At 64.5% G+C, this 25,237-nt stretch carries 24 protein-coding genes, 1 tRNA gene and 1 other RNA gene; 17 read left to right on the forward strand and 9 right to left on the reverse strand.

Translation table 11 applies throughout. The features are described 5' to 3' along the window. Genes sufC through AiwAL_RS01185 form a run of 6 tightly spaced genes read left to right on the forward strand, consistent with a single transcriptional unit; the run spans position 1 to position 4,380 of the window. Positions 1-744, forward strand: a complete 744-nt coding sequence (sufC, locus tag AiwAL_RS01160; RefSeq protein ID WP_235703978.1) for a Fe-S cluster assembly ATPase SufC — start codon at positions 1-3, stop codon at positions 742-744. After that, positions 741-1,952, forward strand: a complete 1,212-nt coding sequence (gene sufD, locus AiwAL_RS01165; RefSeq protein WP_235703979.1) for a Fe-S cluster assembly protein SufD — start codon at positions 741-743, stop codon at positions 1,950-1,952. The genes sufC and sufD overlap by 4 nt, the downstream gene beginning before the upstream one ends. After that, positions 1,949-3,190 carry an aminotransferase class V-fold PLP-dependent enzyme gene (locus AiwAL_RS01170; RefSeq protein ID WP_235703980.1) on the forward strand — a complete coding sequence of 414 codons (1,242 nt, stop codon included), beginning with the start codon at positions 1,949-1,951 and terminating at the stop codon, positions 3,188-3,190. Before sufD ends, AiwAL_RS01170 begins: the two co-directional genes overlap by 4 nt. After that, positions 3,190-3,639, forward strand: coding sequence for a Fe-S cluster assembly sulfur transfer protein SufU (gene sufU, locus AiwAL_RS01175; protein WP_235703981.1), 450 nt, complete (start codon positions 3,190-3,192; stop codon positions 3,637-3,639). Before AiwAL_RS01170 ends, sufU begins: the two co-directional genes overlap by 1 nt. Then, positions 3,632-3,997 (forward strand): SUF system Fe-S cluster assembly protein, encoded by a 366-nt coding sequence (locus tag AiwAL_RS01180; RefSeq protein ID WP_235703982.1) that lies wholly within the window; start codon positions 3,632-3,634, stop codon positions 3,995-3,997. Before sufU ends, AiwAL_RS01180 begins: the two co-directional genes overlap by 8 nt. Before the next feature lie 11 nt (positions 3,998-4,008). After that, positions 4,009-4,380, forward strand: coding sequence for an iron-sulfur cluster assembly accessory protein (locus AiwAL_RS01185; RefSeq protein ID WP_235703983.1), 372 nt, complete (start codon positions 4,009-4,011; stop codon positions 4,378-4,380). A 61-nt stretch (positions 4,381-4,441) separates the two neighbouring features. Here AiwAL_RS01185 and hisI read toward each other — a convergent pair whose 3' ends face one another. From hisI to AiwAL_RS01205, 4 genes are all read right to left on the reverse strand, one after another. Then, positions 4,442-4,786, reverse strand: coding sequence for a phosphoribosyl-AMP cyclohydrolase (gene hisI / locus AiwAL_RS01190; protein ID WP_235703984.1), 345 nt, complete (start codon positions 4,784-4,786; stop codon positions 4,442-4,444). Next, complete coding sequence (gene metC, locus AiwAL_RS01195) at positions 4,783-6,039, reverse strand: cystathionine beta-lyase (RefSeq protein ID WP_235703985.1); 1,257 nt, start codon at positions 6,037-6,039, stop codon at positions 4,783-4,785. Before metC ends, hisI begins: the two co-directional genes overlap by 4 nt. Beyond that, positions 6,036-6,878: a sulfurtransferase gene (locus AiwAL_RS01200; protein WP_235703986.1), complete on the reverse strand. Its 843-nt coding sequence runs from the start codon at positions 6,876-6,878 to the stop codon at positions 6,036-6,038. Before AiwAL_RS01200 ends, metC begins: the two co-directional genes overlap by 4 nt. Before the next feature lie 67 nt (positions 6,879-6,945). Further along, positions 6,946-7,824, reverse strand: coding sequence for a helix-turn-helix domain-containing protein (locus AiwAL_RS01205; protein WP_235704023.1), 879 nt, complete (start codon positions 7,822-7,824; stop codon positions 6,946-6,948). A gap of 301 nt (positions 7,825-8,125) precedes the next feature. Here AiwAL_RS01205 and AiwAL_RS01210 point away from each other — a divergent pair, with 301 nt between their 5' ends. The 3 genes from AiwAL_RS01210 to AiwAL_RS01220 all read left to right on the forward strand — a co-directional run bounded on the left by AiwAL_RS01210 (position 8,126) and on the right by AiwAL_RS01220 (position 12,124). Beyond that, positions 8,126-8,518 carry a YraN family protein gene (locus tag AiwAL_RS01210; RefSeq protein WP_262311948.1) on the forward strand — a complete coding sequence of 131 codons (393 nt, stop codon included), beginning with the start codon at positions 8,126-8,128 and terminating at the stop codon, positions 8,516-8,518. A 45-nt stretch (positions 8,519-8,563) separates the two neighbouring features. After that, complete coding sequence (locus AiwAL_RS01215) at positions 8,564-10,609, forward strand: hypothetical protein (protein ID WP_235703988.1); 2,046 nt, start codon at positions 8,564-8,566, stop codon at positions 10,607-10,609. Between the two features lie 75 nt (positions 10,610-10,684). Then, positions 10,685-12,124: an aldehyde dehydrogenase family protein gene (locus AiwAL_RS01220; protein ID WP_235703989.1), complete on the forward strand. Its 1,440-nt coding sequence runs from the start codon at positions 10,685-10,687 to the stop codon at positions 12,122-12,124. A gap of 3 nt (positions 12,125-12,127) precedes the next feature. On the opposite strand, the gene gabT is transcribed toward AiwAL_RS01220, so the two are convergent. Then, the gene (gene gabT, locus AiwAL_RS01225; protein WP_235703990.1) at positions 12,128-13,405 is read right to left on the reverse strand and encodes a 4-aminobutyrate--2-oxoglutarate transaminase; all 1,278 of its coding nucleotides are present in this window, start codon (positions 13,403-13,405) and stop codon (positions 12,128-12,130) included. Between the two features lie 196 nt (positions 13,406-13,601). Here gabT and AiwAL_RS01230 point away from each other — a divergent pair, with 196 nt between their 5' ends. Both AiwAL_RS01230 and AiwAL_RS01235 read left to right on the forward strand, forming a co-directional pair. After that, complete coding sequence (locus AiwAL_RS01230) at positions 13,602-14,831, forward strand: cyclopropane-fatty-acyl-phospholipid synthase family protein (RefSeq protein WP_235703991.1); 1,230 nt, start codon at positions 13,602-13,604, stop codon at positions 14,829-14,831. 33 nt (positions 14,832-14,864) lie between these two features. Continuing rightward, on the forward strand, positions 14,865-16,748 hold the full coding sequence (locus AiwAL_RS01235) for an AI-2E family transporter (RefSeq protein ID WP_262311949.1): 1,884 nt from the start codon (positions 14,865-14,867) through the stop codon (positions 16,746-16,748). Here the strand turns inward: AiwAL_RS01235 and AiwAL_RS01240 are convergent. Next, positions 16,743-18,146 (reverse strand): NAD(P)H-hydrate dehydratase, encoded by a 1,404-nt coding sequence (locus AiwAL_RS01240; protein WP_262311950.1) that lies wholly within the window; start codon positions 18,144-18,146, stop codon positions 16,743-16,745. The genes AiwAL_RS01235 and AiwAL_RS01240 overlap by 6 nt on opposite strands. Positions 18,147-18,222: 76 nt before the next feature. Between AiwAL_RS01240 and AiwAL_RS01245 the strand changes: the two genes are divergently transcribed. Further along, positions 18,223-18,660, forward strand: coding sequence for a hypothetical protein (locus AiwAL_RS01245; protein ID WP_235703994.1), 438 nt, complete (start codon positions 18,223-18,225; stop codon positions 18,658-18,660). Between the two features lie 262 nt (positions 18,661-18,922). On the opposite strand, the gene ssrA is transcribed toward AiwAL_RS01245, so the two are convergent. Continuing rightward, positions 18,923-19,236, reverse strand: a transfer-messenger RNA (tmRNA) gene (gene ssrA, locus AiwAL_RS01250). A 7-nt stretch (positions 19,237-19,243) separates the two neighbouring features. Here ssrA and thyX point away from each other — a divergent pair. The 3 genes from thyX (at position 19,244) to AiwAL_RS01265 (ending at position 21,641) form a co-directional block, all read left to right on the forward strand. Continuing rightward, on the forward strand, positions 19,244-20,164 hold the full coding sequence (thyX, locus tag AiwAL_RS01255; protein ID WP_235703995.1) for an FAD-dependent thymidylate synthase: 921 nt from the start codon (positions 19,244-19,246) through the stop codon (positions 20,162-20,164). Between the two features lie 129 nt (positions 20,165-20,293). Further along, positions 20,294-21,520 carry a 5-aminolevulinate synthase gene (gene hemA / locus AiwAL_RS01260; RefSeq protein WP_235703996.1) on the forward strand — a complete coding sequence of 409 codons (1,227 nt, stop codon included), beginning with the start codon at positions 20,294-20,296 and terminating at the stop codon, positions 21,518-21,520. 46 nt (positions 21,521-21,566) lie between these two features. Then, a tRNA-Thr gene (locus AiwAL_RS01265) sits at positions 21,567-21,641 on the forward strand. 25 nt (positions 21,642-21,666) lie between these two features. On the opposite strand, the gene AiwAL_RS01270 is transcribed toward AiwAL_RS01265, so the two are convergent. Next, on the reverse strand, positions 21,667-22,116 hold the full coding sequence (locus AiwAL_RS01270) for a DUF1810 domain-containing protein (RefSeq protein WP_235703997.1): 450 nt from the start codon (positions 22,114-22,116) through the stop codon (positions 21,667-21,669). A gap of 37 nt (positions 22,117-22,153) precedes the next feature. After that, the gene (locus AiwAL_RS01275) at positions 22,154-23,092 is read right to left on the reverse strand and encodes a LysR family transcriptional regulator (protein WP_235703998.1); all 939 of its coding nucleotides are present in this window, start codon (positions 23,090-23,092) and stop codon (positions 22,154-22,156) included. Between the two features lie 163 nt (positions 23,093-23,255). Between AiwAL_RS01275 and AiwAL_RS01280 the strand changes: the two genes are divergently transcribed. Next, positions 23,256-24,350, forward strand: a complete 1,095-nt coding sequence (locus tag AiwAL_RS01280) for a class 1 fructose-bisphosphatase (RefSeq protein WP_262311951.1) — start codon at positions 23,256-23,258, stop codon at positions 24,348-24,350. Then, the gene (locus tag AiwAL_RS01285) at positions 24,341-25,216 is read left to right on the forward strand and encodes a phosphoribulokinase (protein WP_262311952.1); all 876 of its coding nucleotides are present in this window, start codon (positions 24,341-24,343) and stop codon (positions 25,214-25,216) included. Before AiwAL_RS01280 ends, AiwAL_RS01285 begins: the two co-directional genes overlap by 10 nt. The last annotated feature ends 21 nt before the right edge of the window (positions 25,217-25,237 follow it).

The following is a 25,237-nucleotide window of genomic DNA, read 5'->3' on the forward strand; positions in this document are numbered from 1 at the left end:
ATGCTTGAAATCAAGGGACTGACCGCGACGATCGACGACAAGGAAATCCTGCGCGGGATCGATCTGACCGTGCCGGATGGCGAGATTCACGCGATCATGGGGCCGAACGGCGCGGGAAAATCCACTTTGTCCTACGTGCTTTCGGGGCGCGAGGGCTATGAAGTCACCGGCGGCAGCGTGACCTTCAATGGCCGCGATCTTCTGGCGATCGAGCCGGAGGAGCGTGCCGCTGCCGGCCTGTTTCTCGCCTTCCAATATCCGGTCGAATTGCCGGGCGTGGGCAATGCGAATTTCATCCGCACGGCGCTGAACGCGGTGCGCCGCGCGCGCGGCGAGAAGGAACTGGATGCGGTGGCGTTCCTCAAGGAGGCGCGGGCCGCGATCAAGCTGCTGCACATGCCGGACGACATGCTCAAGCGCAACGTCAATGTCGGGTTTTCCGGCGGCGAGAAGAAGCGCAACGAGATCCTGCAAATGGCGCTGCTGAAACCTTCCCTGGCGCTGCTCGACGAGACCGATTCCGGCCTCGATATCGATGCGCTGAAAATCGTCGCCGACGGGGTGAACGCGCTGCGCGGGCCGGATTTCTCGGCACTCGTCATCACCCATTACCAGCGCCTGCTCGATCATATCGTGCCGGACCGGGTTCATGTTCTCGCCGCCGGGCGCATCGTACGGTCGGGCGGCCCGGAACTCGCGCTCGAACTCGAAGCCCGCGGCTATGCCGGGCTGGAGGCGGCATGAACGCCGGCGATTTTCTCGATCGGATCGATCTGGCGGCGCTACCGGGAGCCGTTTCCCGGCGCGCACGGGCGGCCGCGCGGTTTCGTGCCACGGGCTGGCCGACTCGCGCCGACGAGGCGTGGCACTACACCGATCTGAATGCGCGGCTGAAGAGTTTCGATCTCGCCTTGCCGGCGGAAGCCGGTTCGGTCGCGGGACTGATCCCGGAAACCGATCTGCCGCGCATCGTGTTCGTCAATGGGCGTTTCGCGGAAGATCTGTCCACGAAAATGCCCGGCCTCGGCTGCTATGCCAGCGATGCGGCGCTGACCGAAGGGCGCGATCAGCCGATGGTCGCGCTGAACGCGGCACTCGCGCAGGATGGCGCGGTGCTCGATATCGCCGAATCCGTCGATGCCGGCACGGTGCTTCTGGTCTCGATCGCGCACGCGGCGCACCAGGCTGCGATCGCGCCGCGCCATCGCATCAGGCTTGGTGCCGGCGCTGCGCTGACGCTGATCGAGATCGCGCGCGGCGAGGGCGAATATCTGCATAATCCGGTGGTCGAGATCGCTTTGGGCGAAGGTGCGGTGCTGCGTCATTACCGGCTGCAGGACGAGGCGATGGCGGCGGTTCATGTCGCGACGATCTTCGCCGATCTTGCGTCCGGCGCGCGCTATGATTCGTTCACGCTCAACTGCGGCGCTCGGCTCAGCCGCAACGAAACCCACGCGACGCTGGCCGGCGCCAAGGCCGATGTTCACCTGAACGCGGCACAGCTTCTGACCGGCTCGCAGCATGGCGACATCACTACCATCGTCGCCCATGACGCGCCGAACTGCGCGTCGCGCCAGACGGTGAAATCGGTGCTGTCGGGTGCCGCGCGCGGGGTGTTCCAGGGGCGGATCGAGGTTGCGCGGATCGCCCAGAAAACCGACGGCTATCAGATGAATCAGGCGCTGCTGCTTTCGCCCGACGCCGAGATCGACAGCAAGCCCGAGCTTGAGATTTTCGCCGACGACGTGAAGTGCAGCCACGGGGCCACCATCGGCGCGCTCGATCCCGAACAGGTATTCTATCTGCGCAGCCGCGGAATTCCCGAGGCGGAAGCGCGGGCGATGCTGATCCGCGCGTTTCTCGACGAGGCGCTGGAGCCGGTGACCGACGCGACGGCGCATCGTCTTTTCGAAGACGCCATCGACGCCTGGTGGCGAAAGGGTGTCTTATGAGCGTCGCCATCGAACGGATCGGTTTCGACGTCGAACGAATCCGCGCGGATTTCCCGATCCTCGCGGAGCGCGTTCACGGCAGGAAGCTGGTGTTTCTCGACAGCGCCGCTTCGGCGCAGAAGCCGCGCGCGGTGATCGATGCGATGGTGCGCACGATGGAGACGCGCTACGCCAATGTCCATCGCGGCCTGCACTGGATGAGCGAACGCTGCTCCGACGATTACGAAGGCGCACGCGACAAGGTTGCCGCTTTCCTGAACGCCGCGCGTGAGGAGATCGTGTTCGTGCGCAATGCGACTGAGGCGATCAACCTCGTCGCGCACAGCTATGGCCGCACCGTGCTCCAGCCCGGCGATGCCGTCGTGGTCAGCGAGATGGAGCACCACGCCAATCTGGTACCCTGGCAGATGCTGCGTGATTCTCATGGCATCGAGCTCCGCATCGCCAAGATCACCGAAGCCGGCGAACTGGACTTTCACGATCTGGAGCGGAATTTCGCCGATGGCCGGGTGCGGCTGCTGGCGATAACCCATATGTCGAACGTGCTCGGCACCTATACCCCGGTGGAACGGCTCGCCGCCTTCGCGCACGCCTATGGCGCCAGGATCCTGCTCGACGGCGCGCAGGCGGCGGTGCATCGCGCGGTCGACGTGCGTGCGATCGATGCGGATTTCTATGTATTTTCCGGCCACAAGCTCTACGGGCCGAGCGGGATCGGCGTGCTCTACGGCAAGCGCGAATTGCTGGAGGCGATGCCGCCGTTCCTCGGCGGCGGCGACATGATCCGCAGCGTTTCCTACGAAAAATCGAGCTGGGCCGAGCCGCCCTATCGGTTCGAGGCGGGCACGCCCGCGATTATCGAAACCATCGGCCTTGGTGCCGCGATCGACTATGTGAATGCGATCGGCTTCGAGGCGATCGCGGCGCATGAACGCAGCCTGACCGATCACGCGCTTGCCGTTCTGTCCGATATCGACGGGCTGCACGTGCTTGGCCGCGCGCAGGATCGCGGCGGGGTGGTGGCGTTCACGCTGGACGGCGTGCATGCGCATGACGTGGCGACCTTGCTCGACAAGCAGGGCATCGCGGTGCGCGCGGGGCACCATTGCGCCGAGCCGCTGACACGCCGTCTGGGGCAGGACAGCACGGCGCGCGCCTCGTTCGGCGTCTATACCACGCATGGCGAAATCGATGCGCTCGTTTCAGGGCTGCGCCGGGTCAAGCAGGTATTCGGTTGATGCAGGACGTTGCCAGCATCGAGGATCTTTACCAGAACCTCATCATGGAGCGCGCCCGCGCGCCGTGCCATGCCGGGTCGCTCGCGGCGTTCGACGCCGAGGCGGAGGGTGACAACCCGATGTGCGGCGATCGCGTGCATGTCCGCATCAGGCGCGACCGGAACCGGATCGGCGCGTTGAGCCACGAGACGCGCGGCTGCGCGATCTGCATCTCGGCCGCCGATTTGATGGGCGATGCGGTGATCGGGAAAAGTCAGGATGAAATCGGCGAACTCGCCGACGCGTTCGAGACGATGATCGCGACCGGCAATACGCCCGACCGGCCCGATTTCGCCGACTTGCGCGCGCTATCCGGCGTGCACACATATCGGTCGCGGCATCGCTGCGCGACCCTGCCGTGGCAGGCGCTGCGCGCCGCACTCGGCAAGACGGAGCATCGTCATGGATGACAATCTCATGAAATCCGAGCCGGTGACGACCTGGACGCCGGATGGCGAGACCGCGCCGGTGGTGACCGAAGACGCGGTGATCGCCGCGATCGCGACGGTGTACGATCCTGAAATTCCGGTCAATATCTTCGAACTTGGCTTGATCTATGCGATCGAGATCGAGCAGGGCCGGGTGAAGGTGGAAATGACGCTGACGGCGCCGGCATGCCCGAGCGCGCAGGAACTGCCCGAGGCGGTGCGCCTTGCCGTCGGCACCGTGCCGGGGGTTGCCGAGGTCGATGTCGAAACCGTGTGGGACCCGCCCTGGGACCCATCGCGGATGAGCGACGAAGCGCGGCTAGCGCTCAACATGTATTGAACGGTGTGACGATGAGCACGACACAAACGGATATCAAACCGGCGAAGCGCAGCCTGCCGCCGCTGATGCAACTGACCGATGAAGCGGCGGAACGGCTGAGCGCGCTTTATGCGAAGGCGGAGACGGGCAAGAAATTGCGCATCGGCGTGAGCACCAAGGGGTGTTCCGGCATGTCCTATCAGATGGATTGGGTCGATGACGCGGCGCCGACCGACGAGGTGGTGACCGACAAAGGGGTGACCGTGCTGATCGACCGCAAGGCGACGCTGTTCCTGATCGGCACCGTGATGGATTATAAGACGGATAAGTTTACCTCTGGATTTACCTTCGAGAACCCGAACGAGAAGGGCCGCTGCGGCTGCGGCGAAAGCTTTCACGTCTGAGGGTGTCGTCCGTCATCTGGATTGCTTCGACGCTTTGCGTCTCGCAATGACGTGTCCTGTTTTATGCGATCTCGCCGTTTGAATTGACGCTTCGATAGAAACAGTTGCGCGCGCCGGTATGACAGGCGGGGCCGGTCTGATCGACCAGAAGCAGGATCGTGTCGCCGTCGCAATCGATGCGCATTTGCACGAGACGCTGCGTGTTTCCCGAGGTTTCGCCCTTGTACCATAGTTTTTGCCGGCTCCGGCTGTAGTAGCAGACCTGGCCGGTACGCAATGTTTCCGCGATCGAGTCCCGGTTCATCCAGGCCAGCATGAGCACGTCGCCGGTGTCGTGCTGCTGCGCGATCGCCGGGATCAGGCCGGCCTCGTTGAACCGCGCCAGTTCGGCGACCGTATCGGTCATCGCGCCTGCTCTTCGCGATAGAGATCCTGGATCTCGTCGGCGAGGCAGGGCGACGATGCGCAGACGATCCGCTTCTGGCCGCGCAGCACGGCAAGTCCCGCGTCGATATCGGCGATCAGATCGTCGAGATGTTCAAGCCCGATCTGCAACCGCAGCATTTCGCCGCCGAACGTGCCGGTGCCTTCGCTGCGCGTGATGGTGAAGCTCGTCGGCAGGGCCAGGCTTTCATAGCCGCCCCATGATGCGCCGATGCCGAACAGGCGCAGCGAATCGACCATGGCGGTGACCGCTTCGTAATCGTATTCGGACTGGAACACGATGCCGAACAGCCCGCAGGCGCCGGTGAAGTCGCGTTTCCAGAATTCGTGGCCGGGACAGGAGGGCAGGGCCGGGTGCAGCACGCGCCGCACTTCCGGGCGGCCGGCGAGCCATTGCGCGATCGCGAGCGCGTTTGCCGCCTGCTGATCGAGCCGCACGCCGAGCGTGCGCGCGCCGCGCAAGGCCAGCCAGCAATCGTCCGGCGAGGCGTATTGGCCGAGATCGAGCGCGCCGTTGCGCAGCCATTCCCAGTCCGCGTCGGTCGCGACGGTGACGGCGCCGAGCACGATATCCGAATGGCCGCCGACATACTTGGTCAGCGCCTGGATCGACACGTCGACGCCGTGGCGGAACGGCTGGAACGTGCGGATGCCCCAGGTATTGTCCATGAACAGTTTGGCGCCATGCGCGCGGGCGACGCGCGCGAGCATCGGTACGTCCTGTACCTCGAAAGTGTGGCTGCCGGGACTTTCGGCGAACAGCACGCGGGTTTCCGGGCGCATCAGCGCGCGCAGCGCGGCTTCCTCGATCAGCGGATCGTAATACTGTGTCTCGATGCCGTAGCGCTTGAGCGTGCCGTTGCAGAACTGCCGCGTCGGGCCATAGACCGAATCCGGCATCAGCACGTGATCGCCCGCTTTTAGATAGGCGAGCAGCGGCACGGTGACGGCGGCGAGGCCGGAGGAGACGATCTGGCAGTGGGTTCCGCCCTCGATTTCGGCGACCATCGACTGGAGCGCGAAATGGGTTTCCGTACCGTACAGCCCGTAGATTTCTTCCTGCTCCAGCCGGCGCTTGCCGATCGCGCGGCGTTCGGCGCAATCCGAATAGAGCACGGTCGAGCCGCGCACCAGCTTCGGGTTGACGAAGCCGTGGGATTTGACCGGCCGGCGCGCGGCGAGTGCCAGTTTCGTCTCGAATCGATCGGTCTTCATGCTGTCGTCTCGATCGGCGTATCCGCCGCACCGCCCCATTCCGCCCATGATCCGTCATAGAGTGCGCCCATCGGCAGTCCCGCGCAAACCAGTCCGAGGGTGAGCACCGCCGCAGTCACGCCCGAGCCGCACATGGTCACCGGGCGGCTTTCCGGGCCGATGCCGCGCTGCTCGAAGGCGGCGCGCAGGGCGGCTTGCGGTTTCAGCGTGAAGTCGGCTCCGAGAAGGTCGGTAAAGGGCAGCGATCGGGCGCCCGGCACATGGCCGCCGCGCATGCCGGGGCGCGGCTCCGGCACGGCGCCGGAGAATCGTCCCGCCGCGCGGGCGTCGAGCAGGGTTTCCGCCTGTGCCGCGAGATTCGCCGCGATCGCGGCGCGATCGCGCAACAGATCGGGCCGCAGGCGCGGCGTGAAACGTCCGCGCGGTCTGGCGGTTGCTTCTCCCGTTGCCAATGCCCGGCCTTCGGCCCGCCATTTCGGCAAGCCGCCGTTGAGTACCCGCACCGCATCGTGGCCGAACAGCCTGAACATCCACCATGCCCGTGCGGCCGAGAACAGGCCGCGCTGATCGTAGACCACCACGCGGCTGGCGTTCGAGATGCCGAAGCCTTCGGCCGCTTCGGCGAAGTCGGCCGCGCGCGGCACCATATGCGGCAAGGACGAGGCGCGATCGGCGATGGTTTCGATGTCGAAGAACGTCGCACCCGGAATATGCGCTTCGGCGAACAGCGCCCGGGCGTTCTGCGTCTCGGCGGGCAGGTAGAACGATGCGTCGAGCAGGATCAGCGCCGGATCGGCGCGGTCATGGTCGAGCTGTTCGGTCGAAATCAGGTGATCCATGGGCGCGGTGTAGCGCGCGGAGGAAAACTTGTCTCCCCGCGTGCCGGATGAGGGAAGGAACGCTTGCTCAGGCCGGAATGGCGGCCAGCAGGGCGTGAATCTGCTTCGCCGCCGCCGGGCCCTTGACCGCGTCGCGCCAGGTGGCTTCGGCGATGCGCTGATGGGTCATCACCGCATCCTCGGCGCTGGTGATCATTGCAACCCCGGTCTGCGCGTTCGGCGCGGCGTCGGTCGCGAACGGGTTGATCGCGAGCGAAGCGCGCTCCGGGGTGCGCAGCAGCATGAACGGGCCGTTGGGTTCCGCACCGGAGACCAGCCCGAATTGCAGCCCGATCGGCTCGCTTTCCATCAGGTCGGCCATCCGCTCGATCTCGTGCCGCGCGGCATCGCGCCCGAGCGCGCGCAGGCGATCGGACAGCGGCAGGGTGCCGGCGACACCGTCTTCGACGAATTTCTGGATCGCGCCGGAGGTGAAGATCGCGATCACCGAGGGGCGGCGGGCGAGAAACATCCGCTTGCGCGCGGTAAGCGCGCTCATCACCTGCTCGGCGGCCGTGCGTGCGAGAGTGCGGTCGCCGCCGGTCTGGTCGGCCTGTTCCTCGAAGATCTGCGCGAGCACCGAGTCGTATTCGTCGGAGGTCGTCAGATAGCAGATCGGGCCGAAAAACTGGAGGATCTGGTCGGCGGTTTCCTCGATCTGCCTGATCCGCTCCAGATAGCCGATCGGGCGGCTATAATATTCGACGCCGATTCCTAAAAGAGTGAGCGGCGAAATTTTGAGAAGTTCCGCAAGACGCTTGACGGTGTCCAGCTTAATCACCTCGCCTTTCTCATAGCGATAGAGCGCGGCGCGCGAAACGCCGAGCCGCGCGGCGATTTCCTCGGCCTTCAGGCCCGATTCCATCCGATAGGCCCGCAATTGCTGACCTATTTCGTTAAAGTGCATCATGTGCATTCCCACACCCGTTTGCCCGGCATACCCCGGAGTTACAGTTTATTAACAACAAAGTCAGTAAAAACGCCAAAATTGGGATATTCGATTTAAAGTCACAGTTGCTCTAAAAATAGCGAAACTCCCCTAGACATACTCATACATTGTGGCGGAGGCAACAGCTTGTTAAGCAAAATCTAATTTTTAATCGCACGCAATGCGTGATTCAACTGCAAGATGATTTTCCGAAATGGTGCGCGGCGACGCAGGGTTGTGCTAACAAGGCAACGAAGTGGCAGTAACAAGAAAAATGAACTTGACATTACCTGGTCTTCAGAAATCGGCGCAGCGCCGCCGTGCCGAACTGTGCGGACGCGATGCCGAATCGATCGCAGCCTCCTGGTACGAAGAACGCGGCTTTGCGATTCTCGCGCGCAGATTGAGAACAGGCGGCGGCGAGCTGGATTTGGTTGTTGCCAGCCGCACGCTGGTGATTTTCGTCGAGGTCAAGGCGAGGCGCCATGTGCGCGCGGCGGCCGAGTCGGTTTCGCGCCGCCAGCAAAAGCGGCTGGCCGCCGCAGCGGAGATCGCCCTTGCCGAGAATCCCGCCTGGTGGCGCGACGGGGCACGATTCGACGTGGTTCTCGTGGTCGGCGATGCGGTGATCCCGATCGAGGATGCGTTTCGGCCCGGCGATTGGGCGGGATGAGAGCATGGATGGCGGGTTTGTACATCTGTTTTATAAAAGGCACGCATGAGAGACCGATCTGACGATGCCGGTGCGCCGGCGCTTCGCTCGCGCGGCCGGGTCGCCGCCGATATCCGAACCCGGTTCCGGCGCGATGTCGCGTTCTGGCCGCTGCGGGGACGACCTTGGACGATCGGGCCGTGCGGGCGGGCGTTTTCGGTCGGTCCGGCCGGTGCCGTCGTGCTCGATGAGCGTCTCGATGAGACCGGTTTGCTGATCGCGGCCAGGCTCGCCGGCGAATGGGGCCGGCTGATCGAAGCCGGGGCGCCGATAGGTTTGGCCGGGTTGGCGGCCGCGCGCGCCGCCGCCCAGTTCGCCCTGGCCGAGCGGCTTGGGCCGGCGCAATTCGGCTGGATCGAAACCATGGCGGGCGATCTGCCGCCGTCGGCCGAGCGCCTTGCGGCGATCTGGCGCGAGCTGGCGGCGCATTGCGCCGGTGCGTCCGGTGTCCTGCCGCCCGATGCCGCCGTGCGGATCGTTTCGCTGTGGCCGGTGCTCGGCACCGCCGAGGCGATCATGGAAACCGGCGGCGATATCCGCCTGCTGCGCGACCCGCAGACCGACCTCAACGGCTATGGGTGCAGCCACCGGCCTCGGCCCTGGGCGATCACCTTCGCGTCCTCGACCGCGTCGTCGGTCTCCGAGCGTGGCTACGAGGCGGCCGACCGGGCGCGGCTGCGCCTGACCGCGGCGATGCTCGCGACCGGTGATCGGACCGCGGTGCAGGTGGAAGCGGCGGCGGTGCGCCGCGCGATCGGCCGGGCCTTCGGGGTTCCGCGCGGCGGTGCGGTGGTGCTGGCGGCGTCCGGCACCGACAGCGAATTGCTCGCCCTGGCGCTCGGCCATTTGCCGGACGCGGGCAAGCCGATCACCACGATTCTGCTGGCGCCGGAGGAAACCGGCAGCGGCGTGCCGATGGCGGCGATCGGGCGGCATTTCGCGATCGATACGGCGAACGGGCACGACGTGTCGCGTGCCGCGCCGATCGAGGGGTTCAGGGCCGACACGGTTCTGGTTTCGATTCCGCTGCGCGACGCCGCCGGGACGATCCGGCCGCAGGACGATATCCATGCCGACATCGTCGCGGCCGTTGCCAATGCGACCGGCGCCGGGCGGCTTGCGATCCTGCATGCACTCGATTTGTCGAAAACCGGGCTGCTCGCGCCGTCGATGGAACTGCTGCGCGCGTTGCGGGAGCGGTTCGGCGCGGTGCTCGACATCGTGGTCGATGCCTGCCAGCTTCGCATCGCGCCCGCGTACATCCGGGCCTATCTCGACCTCGGCGCGGTGGTGCAGATCACCGGCTCGAAATTCCTCACCGGACCGCCGTTCGCCGGTGCGGCGCTGCTGCCGCCGGCGCTCGCGAAGCGCCTGTCGTCAGGCGCGCTGCCGGCAGGGCTCGATGCCTATTTCGGCCGTGCCGAGTGGCCGCAAGGCGCGCGCGCCGCACGATTGCTGCCGCCGACCGCCAATTACGGGCTTGTGCTCCGCTGGCGGGCGGCGCTGGCGGAATATCGCGCCTTCGCGAAGGTGAGCGATATGCGCAAGATCGCGGTGCTCGAGCGGTTCGCGGCGACGGTGCGGGAGGCGATCCGCGGCCATTCCATTTTCGTGCTCCAGAACGTGACCGCCCCGTGCCGCGACGGCGACGGATGGGACGGGCTGCGCAGCGTGTTCGGCTTCGCCGTGCGCTCGCCGGATGAGTCGGGACGGCTGCTCGATCCCGCCGCGATGCGCAAGCTCTATCAATGGCTGAATGCCGATTGTTCCGCGCTGTTCGATACCGCTGACGAGCGCCGCCTTGCCGCCCGGATCTGCCATATCGGTCAGCCGGTGGCATTGCCGGACGGCGATGGCGGGCAGGTCGGCTGGCTGCGGGTGTCGGCGGGGGCGCGGCTGATTTCGGGCGAACCATCGCATCGCGGACTTGCCGCAGCGCGCCGGCTCGACCGGGAAATGATGGATCTGGCCGCCGTGTTCGACAAGATCGCGCTGCTGCACGCGCACTGGACGCGGATCGAGGCGGCGAATCCCTTGCCGCGCTATCGTTAGCTGAAATAAATTGACATTTTTGTCACTATCTGGTTGTCTCCCCCGGCAAAAAAACAAAGATGGAGGGAAATCGCGATGAATGTCGGCAGCAGGATCACGCTGGGACCCGGTTCCGCCACCCCGGCGCTGAGCATCGAAGACGTGTTCGAGCGCCAGCGGACGCGCGCGATCGCCCTTCGCGTTTCCACCGCCGATGAGCGGATCGCGACGTTGCGCCGCCTGGAAAAAGCCATTCTCGGCCGGCGTGCCGCGATTTATGCCGCACTCGCCGCCGATCTGCACAAACCGGAAGCGGAAGCCGATCTGTCCGAGATCATGCCGATCCTGTCGGAAATCCGTCACACGTGCCGGCACCTGAAATCCTGGATGGCGCCGAGGCGGGTGCCCGCCACGCTCGCGATGCTCGGTACCAAAGCGGCGATCCGTCACGAGCCGAAAGGCGTGTCGCTGATCATTTCGCCCTGGAATTACCCGTTCAATCTGACCTTCGGGCCGCTGGCCTCGGCGATCGGCGCCGGGTGTACCGCGATCATCAAGCCCTCCGAACTCACGCCGCACAGCGCCGCGCTGATGGCCGAAATCGTGCGCGACACGTTTGCGCCTGACGATGTCGCTCTGTTCGAGGGCGACGCCTCGGTCGCGACCGCTCTGCTCGATCTGCCGTTCGACCATATTTTCTTCACCGGCAGCCCGGCGGTCGGCAAGGTCGTGATGGCGGCGGCGGCGAAGCATCTCGCCTCGGTCACGCTGGAGCTTGGCGGCAAATCGCCGGTGATCGTCGACGAGACCGCCGATCTGAAGAAATCCGCGCGCAGCATCGTCTGGGGCAAATTCGCCAATAACGGCCAGACCTGCATCGCTCCCGACTATGCCTATGTTCATGAAAGCCGGATGCCGCAATTCATCGACGCGGCGCGCGGCGCGATCGCCGCTATGTATGGCGACGCGGCGGCAAGCCCGGATTATTGCCGCATCGTCAATGCGCGGCATTTCGCGCGCGTGCGGAATCTGATCGACGACGCGACGACGCGCGGGGCGACGATCCATGCCGGCGGCACGGCCGATGCCGGGCAGAATTTCGTCGCGCCCACATTGCTATCGAACGTTTCGGCCGATTCATTGATCATGCAGGAGGAGATTTTCGGGCCGGTTCTGCCGATCCTGCCCTACGGCGATCTCGCCATGCCGGTGCGCGAGATCAATGCGCGGCCGAAGCCGCTCGCCCTGTATGTCTATACCAAGGACAAGGCGATCGCGGATCGGGTTATCACTGAAACCTCGGCCGGCGGCTCCTGCGTGAACGCCTCGATGGCGCATTTCCTTCACGCCAACCTGCCCTTCGGCGGGGTGAACAATTCGGGCATCGGCAACGCCCACGGGTTCTACGGGTTTCGCGCCTTCTCGCATGAGCGGGCCGTGCTCTCGGACAAGTTCAGCGCGACCCCGATGCTGTTCCCGCCCTATTCAGGGCGGGTGAAGCAGATGATCAAGATGACGGTGAAGTTCTTTACCTGATCTTCATGCGGCGAGGGCTTGTTCCAGCGCGAGGAGGCCCTCGTCGAGCACCGCGTCGCTCACGGTGAGCGGCACGAGCAGGCGGACCGTGTTGTAGTTCACGCCGCAGGACAGCAGGATCAGCCCGTGCTCGCGTGCTTTGGCGAGAACCTGTTTGGTCCTTTCCGCATCCGGCTCGTAGCCGCCGCGCTCCTTGACCACATCGAACGCGATCATCGCACCAGGTCCCCTGATCGCCGCGATCGGGGCCACGTCGTTGCGCGCGGCGATTTTGTGCAGGCGGGACGTGATGGCGGCGCCGATCGCATTGGCCCGGTCGACGAGTTTTTCCTCCTCGATCACGTCCAGCACCGCGAGCGCCGCCGCACAGGCGAGCGGGTTGCCTGCATAGGTGCCGCCGAGGCCGCCGGGCTCCGGCGCGTCCATCACCGCGGCGCGGCCGATCACGCCCGATAGCGGAAATCCGCCGGCGAGCGATTTCGCCACCGCGATCAGGTCGGGCTTCACCCCGGAATGCTCGACGGCGAACATCCTGCCGGTGCGCCCGAAGCCGGTCTGCACCTCGTCGACGATCAGCAGGATGCCGTGCTGGTCGCAGAGTTTGCGCAGCGCCTGGAGCAGTTCGGTCGGGGCGGGGATGAATCCGCCTTCGCCCTGCACCGGCTCGATCGCGATGGCCGCGACGCGCGACGGTTCGATATCGGCGCGGAAGATCGTCTCGATCGCGCGCAGGGAATCGGCGACGGTGACACCGAACGGCTCGAACGGGAAGGGCGCGTGATAGACCTCCGCCGGCATCGGCGCGAAATGCTTCTTGTAGGGCAGCACCTTGCCGGTCATCGCCATGGTCAGCAGGGTGCGGCCGTGATAGCCGCCGGCGAAGGTGATGATGCCCGGCCGGCCGGTCGCCGCGCGAGCGATCTTTACCGCATTTTCAAGCGCTTCCGCGCCGGTTGTGAGAAAAATCGTCTTCGCCGGCCCCTCGATCGGGGCGATCGCGTTGAGCCGTTCGGCGAGCGCGATATAGGGCTCGTAGGGCGAAACCTGGAAACAGGTATGGGTGAAGCGCGCCATCTGAGCTTCGACCGCGGCGATTACCTTGGGGTGCCGGTGACCGGTGTTGAGCACCGCGATGCCGCCCGCGAAATCGACGTATCGGCGACCTTCCTCGTCCCACAGCTCCGAATTCTCGGCGCGTGCGGCGAATACCGGATGGGCGACGCCCACCCCGCGCGGCACGGCGGCTTCGCGGCGCGCTTGCAGGCTGGCATTGGTGGTCATGGCGGTCCTCCCCTTGAATGATGGGCCGACTATAGACGGTGCCGCGTTCTCCGAAAGCTTCCGCTTCGCAACCCGGCGCTGCGCGCGGACAGACGCTTTCCCCGCCGGTTTTGTTCGGTCGCGAATCCGTCGAACGGCTTGTGGCCGGACCCTCTCGTGAACACATGATCGACGACGCACGGAGAGCCGGTCCAGGATGTTCGCAAAAATTCTTAATTACGTGGTCCGCTCCGGCAGTCTCCGTCTGATCGACGGCGCGGGTCGCATCCATGCGATCGGCGACGACTCGCCACCCCGCGTCACCGTCCGGCTCCGCTCGCGCCGGCTCGACATCACGCTGGCGCTCAACCCCAGCCTCTCGATCGGCGAAGCCTACATGGACGGCATGTTCGTGATCGAGCAGGGCACACTCTATGATTTCCTCGATGTCATCGGGCGGAACGCCGATCGCATCGGCACCCATCCCTGGCTCGGCCTGCTCGCGCGGCTCGGCACGCATATCCAGCAACGCAACCCGATCGGCCGGGCGCGCCGCAACGTGGCGCACCATTACGATTTGTCCGACAAACTCTACGACATCTTCCTCGATCGCGACCGGCAATATTCCTGCGCCTATTTCACCAGCGAAACCGACAGCCTGGAGACCGCGCAGCAGAACAAGAAACGTCATATCGCGTCCAAGCTGATGCTCGACCAGCCCGGATTGCGGATTCTCGATATCGGTTCCGGCTGGGGCGGCCTCGGTCTTTATCTGGCGCAGACGGCCGGGGCGGATGTCACCGGCGTCACGCTGAGCACCGAACAGCACAAAATGAGCACCGCGCGCGTGGCCGAAGCAGGGTTGACCGATCAGGTACGGTTCGCCTTGCGCGACTACCGCGAACAGGAGGGGACATTCGACCGCATCGTCTCGGTCGGCATGTTCGAGCATGTCGGCAAGAAGAACTATGCCGAGTTCTTCGCGCGTCTCCGCGACCTTCTGGTCGATGACGGCGTGGCATTGCTTCACGCGATCGGGGATAATGGCGTGCCGGGTCCGATCAATCCGTTCATCCGAAAATATATTTTTCCAGGCGCCGATACGCCGTCGCTTTCCGAGGTGTTCTCGGCGGTCGAGCGCAGCGGCCTCATCGTCACCGATCTCGAAATCCTGCGCCTGCACTACGCGCGGACATTGCGGCTGTGGCGCGAGCGGTTCATGGCGCGGCGCGACGAGGTGGCGGCGCTGTACGACGAGCGCTTCTGCCGGATGTGGGAGTTCTATCTCGCTCTCTGCGAAGTGGGCTTCCGGCACCGCTCGAACATTGTCTTCCAGATGCAGCTTGCGAAGCGTCGCGACGTCGTGCCGATCACTCGCGATACGATGGGGATCTGGGAGCGCGCTCATGCCGAGCGTCCCGCGCAATGGCCGTCGGCTGTGCAATGAGTCGAATTGGGGGCATGCTTTAGGAAAACCCTGATGAGAGAGACGCGATCGACAGGCCGGCTCAGACCCGTGATCCCGGTACCCGCACCGGGGATTCCCGGCGTGCACGGGTTGACGACGCTGGTCGCCAGTGTCGTTGTCGTCGCGGCACTTTATCTGGGCCGCGAAGTTCTGATTCCGATAACGCTCGCGGTGCTGCTGAGTTTTCTCGTCGCCCCCATCGTTCACGTTCTGCGCTCCTGGCATCTCGGCCGGATCCCCGCGGTGCTGGTCACGATGATTCTGCTGCTCGGTGTGCTGGCGGGACTTGGTGCGGTCATCGGGACGCAGGTCGCCGGTCTGGTGCAGAATATACCTCAGGAACGGGCGGCGCTGGTCCATAAGGTGGAAACGCTGCGGACCATGACCGTCGGCAATCTCGGCCGTCTGGTCAAAGGTGCCGGTGACGAACTGAAACGAGACACGCTCGCCAGGCCGAAGAAGCAGACCGCCGCACCCGCGCAACCGCCGCCGCTGCGGGTTCGCGTCGTGCATCGGCCGATATCCGGGACGCAACTGGCACGGCGAATTGTTCTGCCGACGCTTGGCCCGCTCGCGCTGGTATTCCTTGTCTTTACCGTAGCGGGCTTCGTTCTGGTCTATCAGGACGATCTGCGCGACCGGCTCATCCGGCTGTTCGGTTCGCACGATCTTCACCGCACAACCACCGCGCTCGACGATGCCGCACACCGGCTTTCGCGCTATTTCCTGGCGAAGTTCCTGATCAATCTGGGGTCGGGCGTCGTCGTCGGGGTCGGGCTCGCGGTGATCGGTGTGCCGGGTGCTATTCTGTGGGGCGTGGTCACCATGCTGGCCCGATTCGTTCCCTATATCGGCAGCGTCATCGCCGCGGTTCCTCCCGCTCTTCTTGCCGCCGCCATCGCACCGGGCTGGTCGATGGTGATCTGGACGCTCGTGCTGTTCATCGTGACGGAGGCGATCGCCGGACAGGTCGTCGAGCCGATGGCTTACGGGCACAGTACCGGGCTGTCGCCGATCTCGGTGCTTGTCGCGGCGATTTTCTGGAGTTTCATCTGGGGACCGATCGGGTTGCTGCTCTCGACACCGCTGACGCTCTGCGGCGTCGTGCTCGGCCAGCATTTCAAGCGGCTTGAATTTTTTGCCGTTATTTTCGGCAACCAGCCGGCGTTGACCGCGGTCGAATCGTTCTATCAGCGCGCTCTCGCCGGCGACCCGGACGATGTGGCGGACCAGGCGGAGATCGTGCTGCGCGATCGCCTGCTCGGCGAGTATTACGATGAGGTGGTGCTGCCGGCGCTGCGCTTCGCGGCGGCGGATGCCGACCGGGGCGTTCTCTATCCGGGTCAGATCGAGCGGGTGGAGGCGACGATTCACGAACTGATGACAGTGCTCGACGAGCGCGACGAGATTGCCGCAATGCTGCATCGCGTCGATTTCGCTTCCCCCTCCGTTCTATGCTTCGCCGGGCGCGGCCGGCTCGACGAACTGGCGGCTTCGCTGCTCACGCAGTTGCTGCGCTGGCGCGGGATCGGTGCGCGGGTGGTATCGTTCGATGCGGTATCGCGCAGCCAGATCGCGGCGCTCGATACCACGGGCATCGAGGTCGGCGCGATCTGCACACTGGATGCCGGCACCGCGCCCTCGAGCCTGCGCTATCTCGTGCGGCGCGTCCACGGTGCGATGCCCGGCGCGTCCCTGGCCGTGGGTTTCTGGACCACGAGCGAGGATTACGAACGCTATGCGAGGTTTCAGGCGGCGATCGATGCAGAGTGGTTTCCCACCTCACTGCGGGACGCGGTCGGGATCGTCATGGAATTTTTGGGCCGATCCGAGGAAGACGCGCCGGAAGCGACGATCGATCCGGCGCCGGTCACGCCCGAGACCGGCCGGTCATGACGAGCGGCGCTCGGCCAATGCTTTGATCGTCTCCGGCAGGGCGTTTGCCAGATCCTCGGCGATCAGGCCGGGGCCGATCCGCCGCGCCGCTTCGCCATGCAGCCAGACTGCGGCACATGCCGCCTCGAAGGGATTCATTTTCCGGGTGAGCAGCCCGGCGATGATGCCGGCCAGCGTATCGCCGCAGCCGGCGGTGGCGAGGGTGGGCGGCGCGTTGTCGTTGATCGCGGCGCGGCCGTCCGGTGCGGCGATGACGGTATCGGCGCCTTTGAGGACGACGACGGTATCGGTTCGGGCGGCGGCGGCGCGGGCGGCCGATAGCTTGTCGCCGTCGATGCCTGGGAAAATCCGGGCGAATTCGCCTTCATGCGGGGTGATCGCCGAAACCCCGCGCAGGCGCTCGGGCGCATCGGCGCAGGCGGTGAGCGCGTCGGCGTCGGCGACGATGGCGCGGCCGGCGGCGATCAGCGCGTCGAGCGCGGCGCCCGCGCGCTCGACGCCGAGGCCGGGGCCGCAAAGCCAGACGCGGCGGCGCGTGTCGGCGATGAGATCGGACAATCGGTCGGTGCGGACGATCAGGCCGGGCGGTGCGCCGGCAATGGCTTGTTCCGCCGAGAGCGTTACCAGCCCGGCACTGGCGCGGAGGGCGGCATTGGCGGCGAGGATTGCCGCTCCGGGCATCGCGCCCGCGAGGATGGTCAGATGGCCGCGATCGTATTTATGGCCGGCTTCCGCGATGCCGGGCAGGCGCCATAGACCGGGTGCGTTGCGCCAGAGGGTTGGGGCGATACGGGCGATCGCGCCGGCGGGCATGCCGATATCGGCGCAGACGACCTCGCCGCACCGGGCGCGGCCCGGATAGAGCAGATGGCCGGGTTTGCGCGCGACGAAGGTGACGGTGAGGGCGGCTCGTGGCGCGAAACCCCGGATTGCGCCGGTGGCGCCGTCCACCCCACTCGGCATGTCGATCGCGACGAGGGTTCCGGCCGCGGCGAGTTGTTCGGCGATATCCGGCGCGATTTCGCGGGCGAGGCCGGAGCCGAACACCGCGTCGATCACGAGATCGGCGGCGCGGATGCGATCGGTTTCGGGCGATACGAGGAGGCCGTCCCAGCGTGCGGCGGCGATGGCGGCGTCCGACCCCGCGCGTGGGCGCGCGATGGGGGCGACGGCAACCGGCCAGCCGCGCTCGGCGAGCAGGCGCGCGGCGACATAGCCGTCGCCGCCGTTATTGCCCGGCCCGGCGAGCACCAGGACGCGGCACGGCGGGTAGCGGCGGAGGATCGCACGGGTGACGGCTCGCCCGGCATTCTCCATCAGATCGAGCGACGCGGTGCCGTGATTCGGGGCGGCGGCGTCGATCGCGGCCATCTCGCGCGGGGTGAAGAGCGGTTCCATACAATCCATGTGGGACGGGAGGGGTGGGATTTGCTATGAGGCAGGCGAAAATCGAATTCTTTTAGGCGGTTCAGTCTTGTCGTTCATCGGTATTTCGACTCTGCTCGCCATTCATCTTGCCGGCGCGGCGCTATGGATCGGGTTGTTGGCCGGGATTTTGCTCCTTCCGCGCAACGAGGCGGGGTTCGGCGCGCGCGCGGAACGGTTGCTGCGCGGCGGCGTGCTCGCGATGCCGGTGACGCTCGCCTCCGGCTGGGCACTCGCTTTCCTGGCCGACGGATCGCCGGGCCTCTGGCCCTGGGCGGTCGATGCGATGCAGGCCGCGGGGATCGCGATGGGTGTGGTGCTTCTGATCGCGGCCTTTGGAGAGCCGGTGCTGCTGCGCGCCGCCGAAGTCTCGCGCGATCGTGACAGAGAGACGACAGAGACGCGGCGGCTTGTCCGCCTGATCGCGATCGATCTGCTGCTCGGCTTTGTCATCATTGGTTTCGCGGTGATCGGACGGTATGGCTGACCGAAAATGTATCATAAATAAGCATGACCGTCGCGGCACGTAATACATTTTTTCTTTCAAAACCCCATATACGACACGAAAGGGTCTTGCTTGGGAAACGATTATCCGTCATTTAACGATCGTGGCGCTTTGAGGGATCGGCAAGTCGAGACTGAACAGTGCCAGCCGCCAAGTTTAGGGAGCCTCTTCAGATTGCATCGCAATGATGCCGGCCGGCCCAAAAACCGGCCGTTTTTTTATGCCTGAAAGGCTGCCCGGTGAAAGCGGGGGGCTTCTGTTGCCCGGTGCCCCCCCAACCGCGCTTATCGCTTACGCAGCGATAGCGAGCGCCTCGAAGTTATCGTTGGCACTTGTGATACGGCCCGATGACGGCGGAACCATGCCGAGCGAAAGATGGGTCTTTACCGCGCGTGTCGAGCCTGTTTCGCCCCCGTATTCTGCTGGTTTCAGCAGAGTTTGGTGGAGGCGCCGGGTACTGCCCCCGGGTCCACAACGCTTATTCCACGCACCGTTTATCGCCGTAGTCGGTTGCCCGACACCCCGTATATAGGCGATAGCATCGCGCGGCGAAAGGGACCTCTCCATGCAGCTTTCCGATTCCGACCAGGCCGAGATCGACACGGCGCGAGGCCAGAGCGCTTCGACCCGGCGTGCTACCGTGCCGGCGCTGGAAGCCATGCTGTTCGCGCCGATCCCGGTGCTCGACCACGGCTTCGTCCGGGCGATCGACTATATGGGCGACGATACGGCGGTGGTGCAGGCGGCGCGGGTTTCATACGGCCGCGGCACGCGCAAGGTGAGCGAGGATGAGGGGCTGATCCGCTACCTGATGCGGCACCGGCATTCCACGCCGTTCGAGATGTGCGAAATCAAGTTCCACGTGAAGCTGCCGATTTTCGTGGCACGGCAATGGATCAGGCATCGCACCGCCAACGTGAACGAGTATTCCGCGCGTTATTCGGTGATGGATCGGGAGTTTTATGTCCCCGCCCCCGAACATCTCGCGGCGCAGTCGGCCAGCAACCGCCAGGGCCGGGGCGCGGTGCTCGCGGGCGATGAGGCTGCCGAGGTGCTGTCGCTGCTGCGCGAGGATGCGGAGCGGAATTATACTCATTACGAGCACATGTTGAACGAGGGCGAGGCCGATCCGGCACGGCGCGGGCTGGCGCGGGAGCTGGCGCGGATGAACCTCACCCTCAACACCTATACCCAGTGGTACTGGAAGACCGATCTGCATAATCTTTTTCATTTCCTATCATTGCGGGCCGATCCTCATGCGCAATATGAAATCCGCGCCTATGCCGAGGCGATGATGGATATGGTGCGCGCCTGGGTGCCGGCCTGTTTTCGGGCTTTCGAGGAGTATCGGTTGGGGGCGGCCAGTTTTTCGGCGTCGATGCTCGCCGTGCTGCGCCGGATGCTGGCCGGCGAGGCGGTGGAGCAGCCTGGATCGGGGCTTTCCAAGCGCGAATGGGCCGAAATGATGGCAGTGCTGGGCCGCTGACGTTGCGCATGGCATCTCGGGGCATAGCAAGGATGTGATCGTTTCCTGTCGCATACTTAGCCAAAATCGGAATATGATGGATGCGGGGATATGTCGCGGCCTCGAAGGGCTGCGTGCTGGAGTGTGGGAATGAACAGGGATCATCCGTTTATCGCGCAATGCGACAAGGCCTTGGCCGATATCCGCGCCGCCGGGCGCTATCGCCGGTTCGTGGCGCTGGAGAAGCTGGCCGACCGCTTCCCGTATTACCGCGTCACCATGGACGGCAAGACCGAGGATATCCTGGTCTGGTCGTCGAACGACTATCTCGCGATGGGCACCGATCCCGAGGTGATCGAGGCCTCGATCGCGGCGGCGCGCACCATGGGCGCGGGCGCGGGCGGGACGCGCAATATCGCCGGATCGTCGCCGATTCATGTGGCTCTGGAGGCGGAACTCGCCGCGCTGCACGGCAAGGATGCGGCGCTGCTGTTCACCTCGGGCTACGTGTCGAATCAAGCCACGCTCAGCGCGATCCTGAATTCGCTGCCGGACTGGCACGTATTTTCCGACGCGCAGAACCACAATTCGATGATCGTCGGCATCAAGGGCGGCCGCCCGGCCAAGGTGCATGTGTTCAGGCACAACGATCCGGCCGATCTGGAGCGGCTGCTCGCGGCGGCGCCCGGGGACGCACCGAAGATGATCGCGTTCGAGAGCGTGTATTCGATGGACGGCGATATCGCGCCGATCGGGGCGATCTGCGATCTGGCTGATAAATACAACGCCATCACCTATCTCGATGAGGTTCATGCCGTCGGCATGTATGGCCCGCACGGGGGCGGGGTGTCGGAACGGGATGGCGTGGCCGGGCGCCTGACCATCATAGAGGGGACGCTGGCCAAGGCCTATGGCTGCCATGGCGGCTATGTGGCGGGCGATGCCAGCGTGATCGACTATATCCGTTCGACGGCGGCCGGGTTCATTTTCACTACCGCCCTGCCGCCGCCCACGGTCGCAGCGGCGCTTGCCTCGATCCGCCGGCTCAAGGCGGACGATGCGCGCCGCGCCGTGCTGTTCGAGCGGGCGAGCCTGCTCAAGCGAAAATTCGATGCCGCCGGACTGCCGCGCCTGCATAGCGAGAGCCATATCGTGCCGCTGATGATCGGCAACGCCGCGCGGGCCACCGAGGTTTCGATGCGGCTGATCCGCGAGTTCGGCATGTATGCCACGCCGATCAATTACCCGACCGTGCCGGCCGGCACCGAGCGGCTGCGCTTCACGCCGGGACCGAAGCACACCGAGGCGATGATGGACGATCTGGTGGTTGCCTTGCGGCGTATCCTGTCGGGCGAGAGCGCCGTCGTCGCGGCTTGAGCATGTCTTGCGAGGGCGGCGGCGGCTCGCTATAGCGGTGCCGGTCGCCGACATAGCTCAGCGGTAGAGCAACTGATTCGTAATCAGTAGGTCCCCAGTTCAATCCTGGGTGTCGGCACCATCTCCCAAAGGTGTGGCGCGAAACTCTACCGAGGGTGGTCAGTGCGCCGGAGCAGACCAAGGGTTTGGCCATCCATTCCCCCGCCGAACCATCGGACCAGGTTCTGCCGGTACGGATTTTGTTCGTCCGCGGCGGCGAGCGCGAAAAGCGTCATCGACGAATGGAATTTCATGTCGTCGGGCGAACCGAAGATTGCATGGAGCGAGTGTTCTTCGGCCATGAGCACGATCCGGGCGCAATGATCCAGCCGCGGTCCAAGCAGCGCATGGGCGAGATAGGCACGTGCCTCGTCGAGCGAGGACAGGCCGTAATATTCGGCCGCCGGCGAACGGCCCAGTCCGCGCAGTTGCGGAAAGATGAACCACATCCAGTGGGTTCGCTTTCGGCCGGCCTGCAATTCGGCGAGCACCGCGCCGAAGACGGATTCCTGCACCCGCAGGAAACGCCCCAGGTCGAACGGATCGGAATCGGCCACGTCATGCCTTTCAGCGCCCGATCAAGCGGGCACTATTTTAACGCCGAGCGCGGGAGCGTTGGGCGGGTTTCGAACCCGGAAGATAGCTTTTCCCTTGCTTGGTCAAAAACGTGCGGAGCAGGCGGGCGGCTGGCGACAATGTCCGGTCCGCGGCATAGACGACATGCCATTGCCGCACGATCGGCAGGCCGATCACATCCAGCACCGCGAGGCGGTTTGTCTCCAACTCCATCTCGATCGTGTGGCCGGACAGAAAGGCGATGCCGAGCCCGGCGATGACCGCCTGCTTGATCGTCTCGTTGCTGCTGATCTGCATATTGATCCTTGGCGTCAGCCGCGCTTCGACGAAAAAACTTTCCATCAGACTGCGCGTGCCGCTGCCGGGTTCCCGGACTAGAAAAGTCTCGCGGTTCAGATCGCGCGGCGCAATCCGTCGCCGTGCCGTCAGCGCGTGTCCTGACGGAGCGATGATGACGTGCGGATGATCGCCGATCATATCCGCCTTGACCGCAAGCTCGTTCGGCGGGCGGCCCATGATCGCCAGATCGAGTTCGTAATGTCGCAATCCCTCGATGATTTCAGCACGGTTGCCGACGACAAGTTTCAGCTCAAGCCCCGGATGGGCGGATGCGAAGGCGGACAGGCTGCGCGGTGCGAAGTATTTGGCGGTGCTGATGACGCCGACATTGATGGTGCCGCGTTCGGCGCCGGCGAGGGCGGCCAGATTGATTTCGCAGCCGCGCAAAGCCGCCTCGATATGGCCGGCAGCGTCGATCACTTCCAGCCCGGCCCTGGTCGGCTGCATTCCGGTCGCGGTGCGCTGGAGCAGCGGTGCGCCGGCCTGCCGTTGCAGCAACTGAAGCTGCAAAGTCACCGCAGGGGCTGAAAGGTTGAGCGCACGAGCCGCAACGGTGACCGAGCCGTGCTGGGCGACGGCGGCGAGCGCGCGCAATTGTTTCAGCGTGACATGTTTCATGGTGACGGCTGATTTTAAGTTTTTCTGAATTAGAGAATAAGATCATTTGACTTTACTGACAATAGAATTCTTGCCACAGTTTCCACGGACCGATGCGCGGGGAAAATCCGTCCGAAAGCGGAGCCAATGAGCGCCGCAATTCTTGGAGGAGGAGACCGTTTCGATGACGCACGCAGTGCGCCTCGCGCAATATCTCGATCAGATCGTTTCCAGGCATGGTGGTCATTATGCCGATGTCGGCGCCGTGGTTCTGGCCATCGCCGAAGCCGGACGCAAACTGGCCCGGCTTCTGGCAAGAGGCGACCTGGGCGATCTTTCGAGTCCAGCTCGGGCTGAACCGCACATCGGACGTGATGGCGATGTGCAGAAAGCGTTCGATGTTCTGGCCAATGCGATGCTGCATGACGTGTTGGCGGCCTCGCCGGTCGCGGTGCTGGCTTCGGAAGAGGACGATGCGCCGGTCGTGCTTGATCCGAAAGCGCCGCTCGCGGTCGCGATCGATCCGCTCGACGGTTCTTCGAATATCGATACCAATGCCCCGATCGGCACGATTTTCACCATTCTCCCCGCCGATCCCGCGCAAGGGCCGCCAGAACGAAGTTTCCTCTGTTCGGGTCACGCGCAACTTGCCGCCGGTTTTCTGATCTACGGGCCGCACACGGCACTGGTGCTGACGCTCGGTTATGGCACGCTGATTTTTACTCTTGATCCGGCTTCAGGCAATTTTGTCTCCAGCGGCAATGCCGTCGTGATTCCGCGCGAGACCCGTGAATATGCCATCAACGGCTCGAACTGCCGGCACTGGGACCGGCCCGTTCAGCGCTATATCGGCGATTGTCTGCTGGGCACGGCCGGGCCGCGCGGCGCCGATTTCAACACGCGCTGGATCGCCTCTATGGTCGCGGAAGCCTATCGGATTCTGATTCGCGGTGGCATCTATCTCTATCCTGGCGATGCGCGGGAAACCTATCGCGATGGCCGCCTGCGCCTGCTCTACGAGGCGTTTCCGATCGCCTTTCTGATCGAGCAGGCCGGTGGTGCCGCGACTGACGGACGGCGTCATATTCTCGACCTGGTGCCAGAGGACATCCACCAGCGTATTCCTCTGGTGTTCGGCGCCGCCGCCGAGGTGGAGCGGATCATCGAGTTGTTTCGGGCACCGAACACGGATCGCTCGCCCCTGTTTGGCCAGCGTGGCCTGTTCCGCCAGCACACCACACCCCAGGCGATGCGGATGGATAGTCTCGCATGTCCGTAAAACACCCGATCATCTCCGTCACCGGTTCGTCCGGCGCGGGCACAACGTCCGTGCGCAACATATTCGAGCAGATTTTTCGGCGCGAGCATATAAAACCCGCCTATATCGAGGGCGATGCGTTCCATCGGTATGACCGCGCCGAGATGAAGCTGCGGATGGCCGAGGCAGAGAAGACCGGCAACAATCATTTCAGCCATTTCGGCCTGAACGAGAACCTGCTGGAAAATTTGCAGGCGACGTTCAGGAATTATTCCGAATCCGGCACCGGATTGACCCGCCATTATATCCATGACGAGAAGGAGGCGGCGATCCATGGCGCGCAACCCGGCACCTTCACCGAATGGGAGCAACTGCCGGCCTATACCGACATTCTGCTATATGAAGGGCTGCATGGCGCCGTGGTGCATGGCGACATCGACATCGCGCAATACGCCGATGTGAAAATCGGTGTCGTGCCGGTGCTCAATCTGGAATGGATTCAGAAAATCCATCGCGATCGTTCGGGCCGATCCTACACAACCGAACAAGTGATGGAAACGATCCTGCGGCGGATGCCCGATTACGTGCATTACATCTGCCCCCAGTTCACCCAGACCGACATCAACTTCCAGCGCGTGCCAACGGTCGATACCTCCAACCCGTTCATCGCGCGCTGGATTCCGACGGCGGATGAATCGATCGTCGTGGTCCGGTTCAGGAATCCTCACGGCATCGATTTTCCGTATCTGTTATCGATGCTGCACAACAGCTTCATGTCGCGGGCGAATTCCATCGCCATTCCCGGCAATAAATTCGATCTGGCGATGCAGCTCATCCTCACGCCCGTCATCATGCATCTCATCGAGCGACGGAACCGGGCGAAATGACGGTGAAATCAACACAAGGAG

Origin of the sequence: Acidiphilium sp. AL, from assembly GCF_025499445.1 — a bacterium.
Lineage (GTDB): Bacteria > Pseudomonadota > Alphaproteobacteria > Acetobacterales > Acetobacteraceae > Acidiphilium > Acidiphilium iwatense.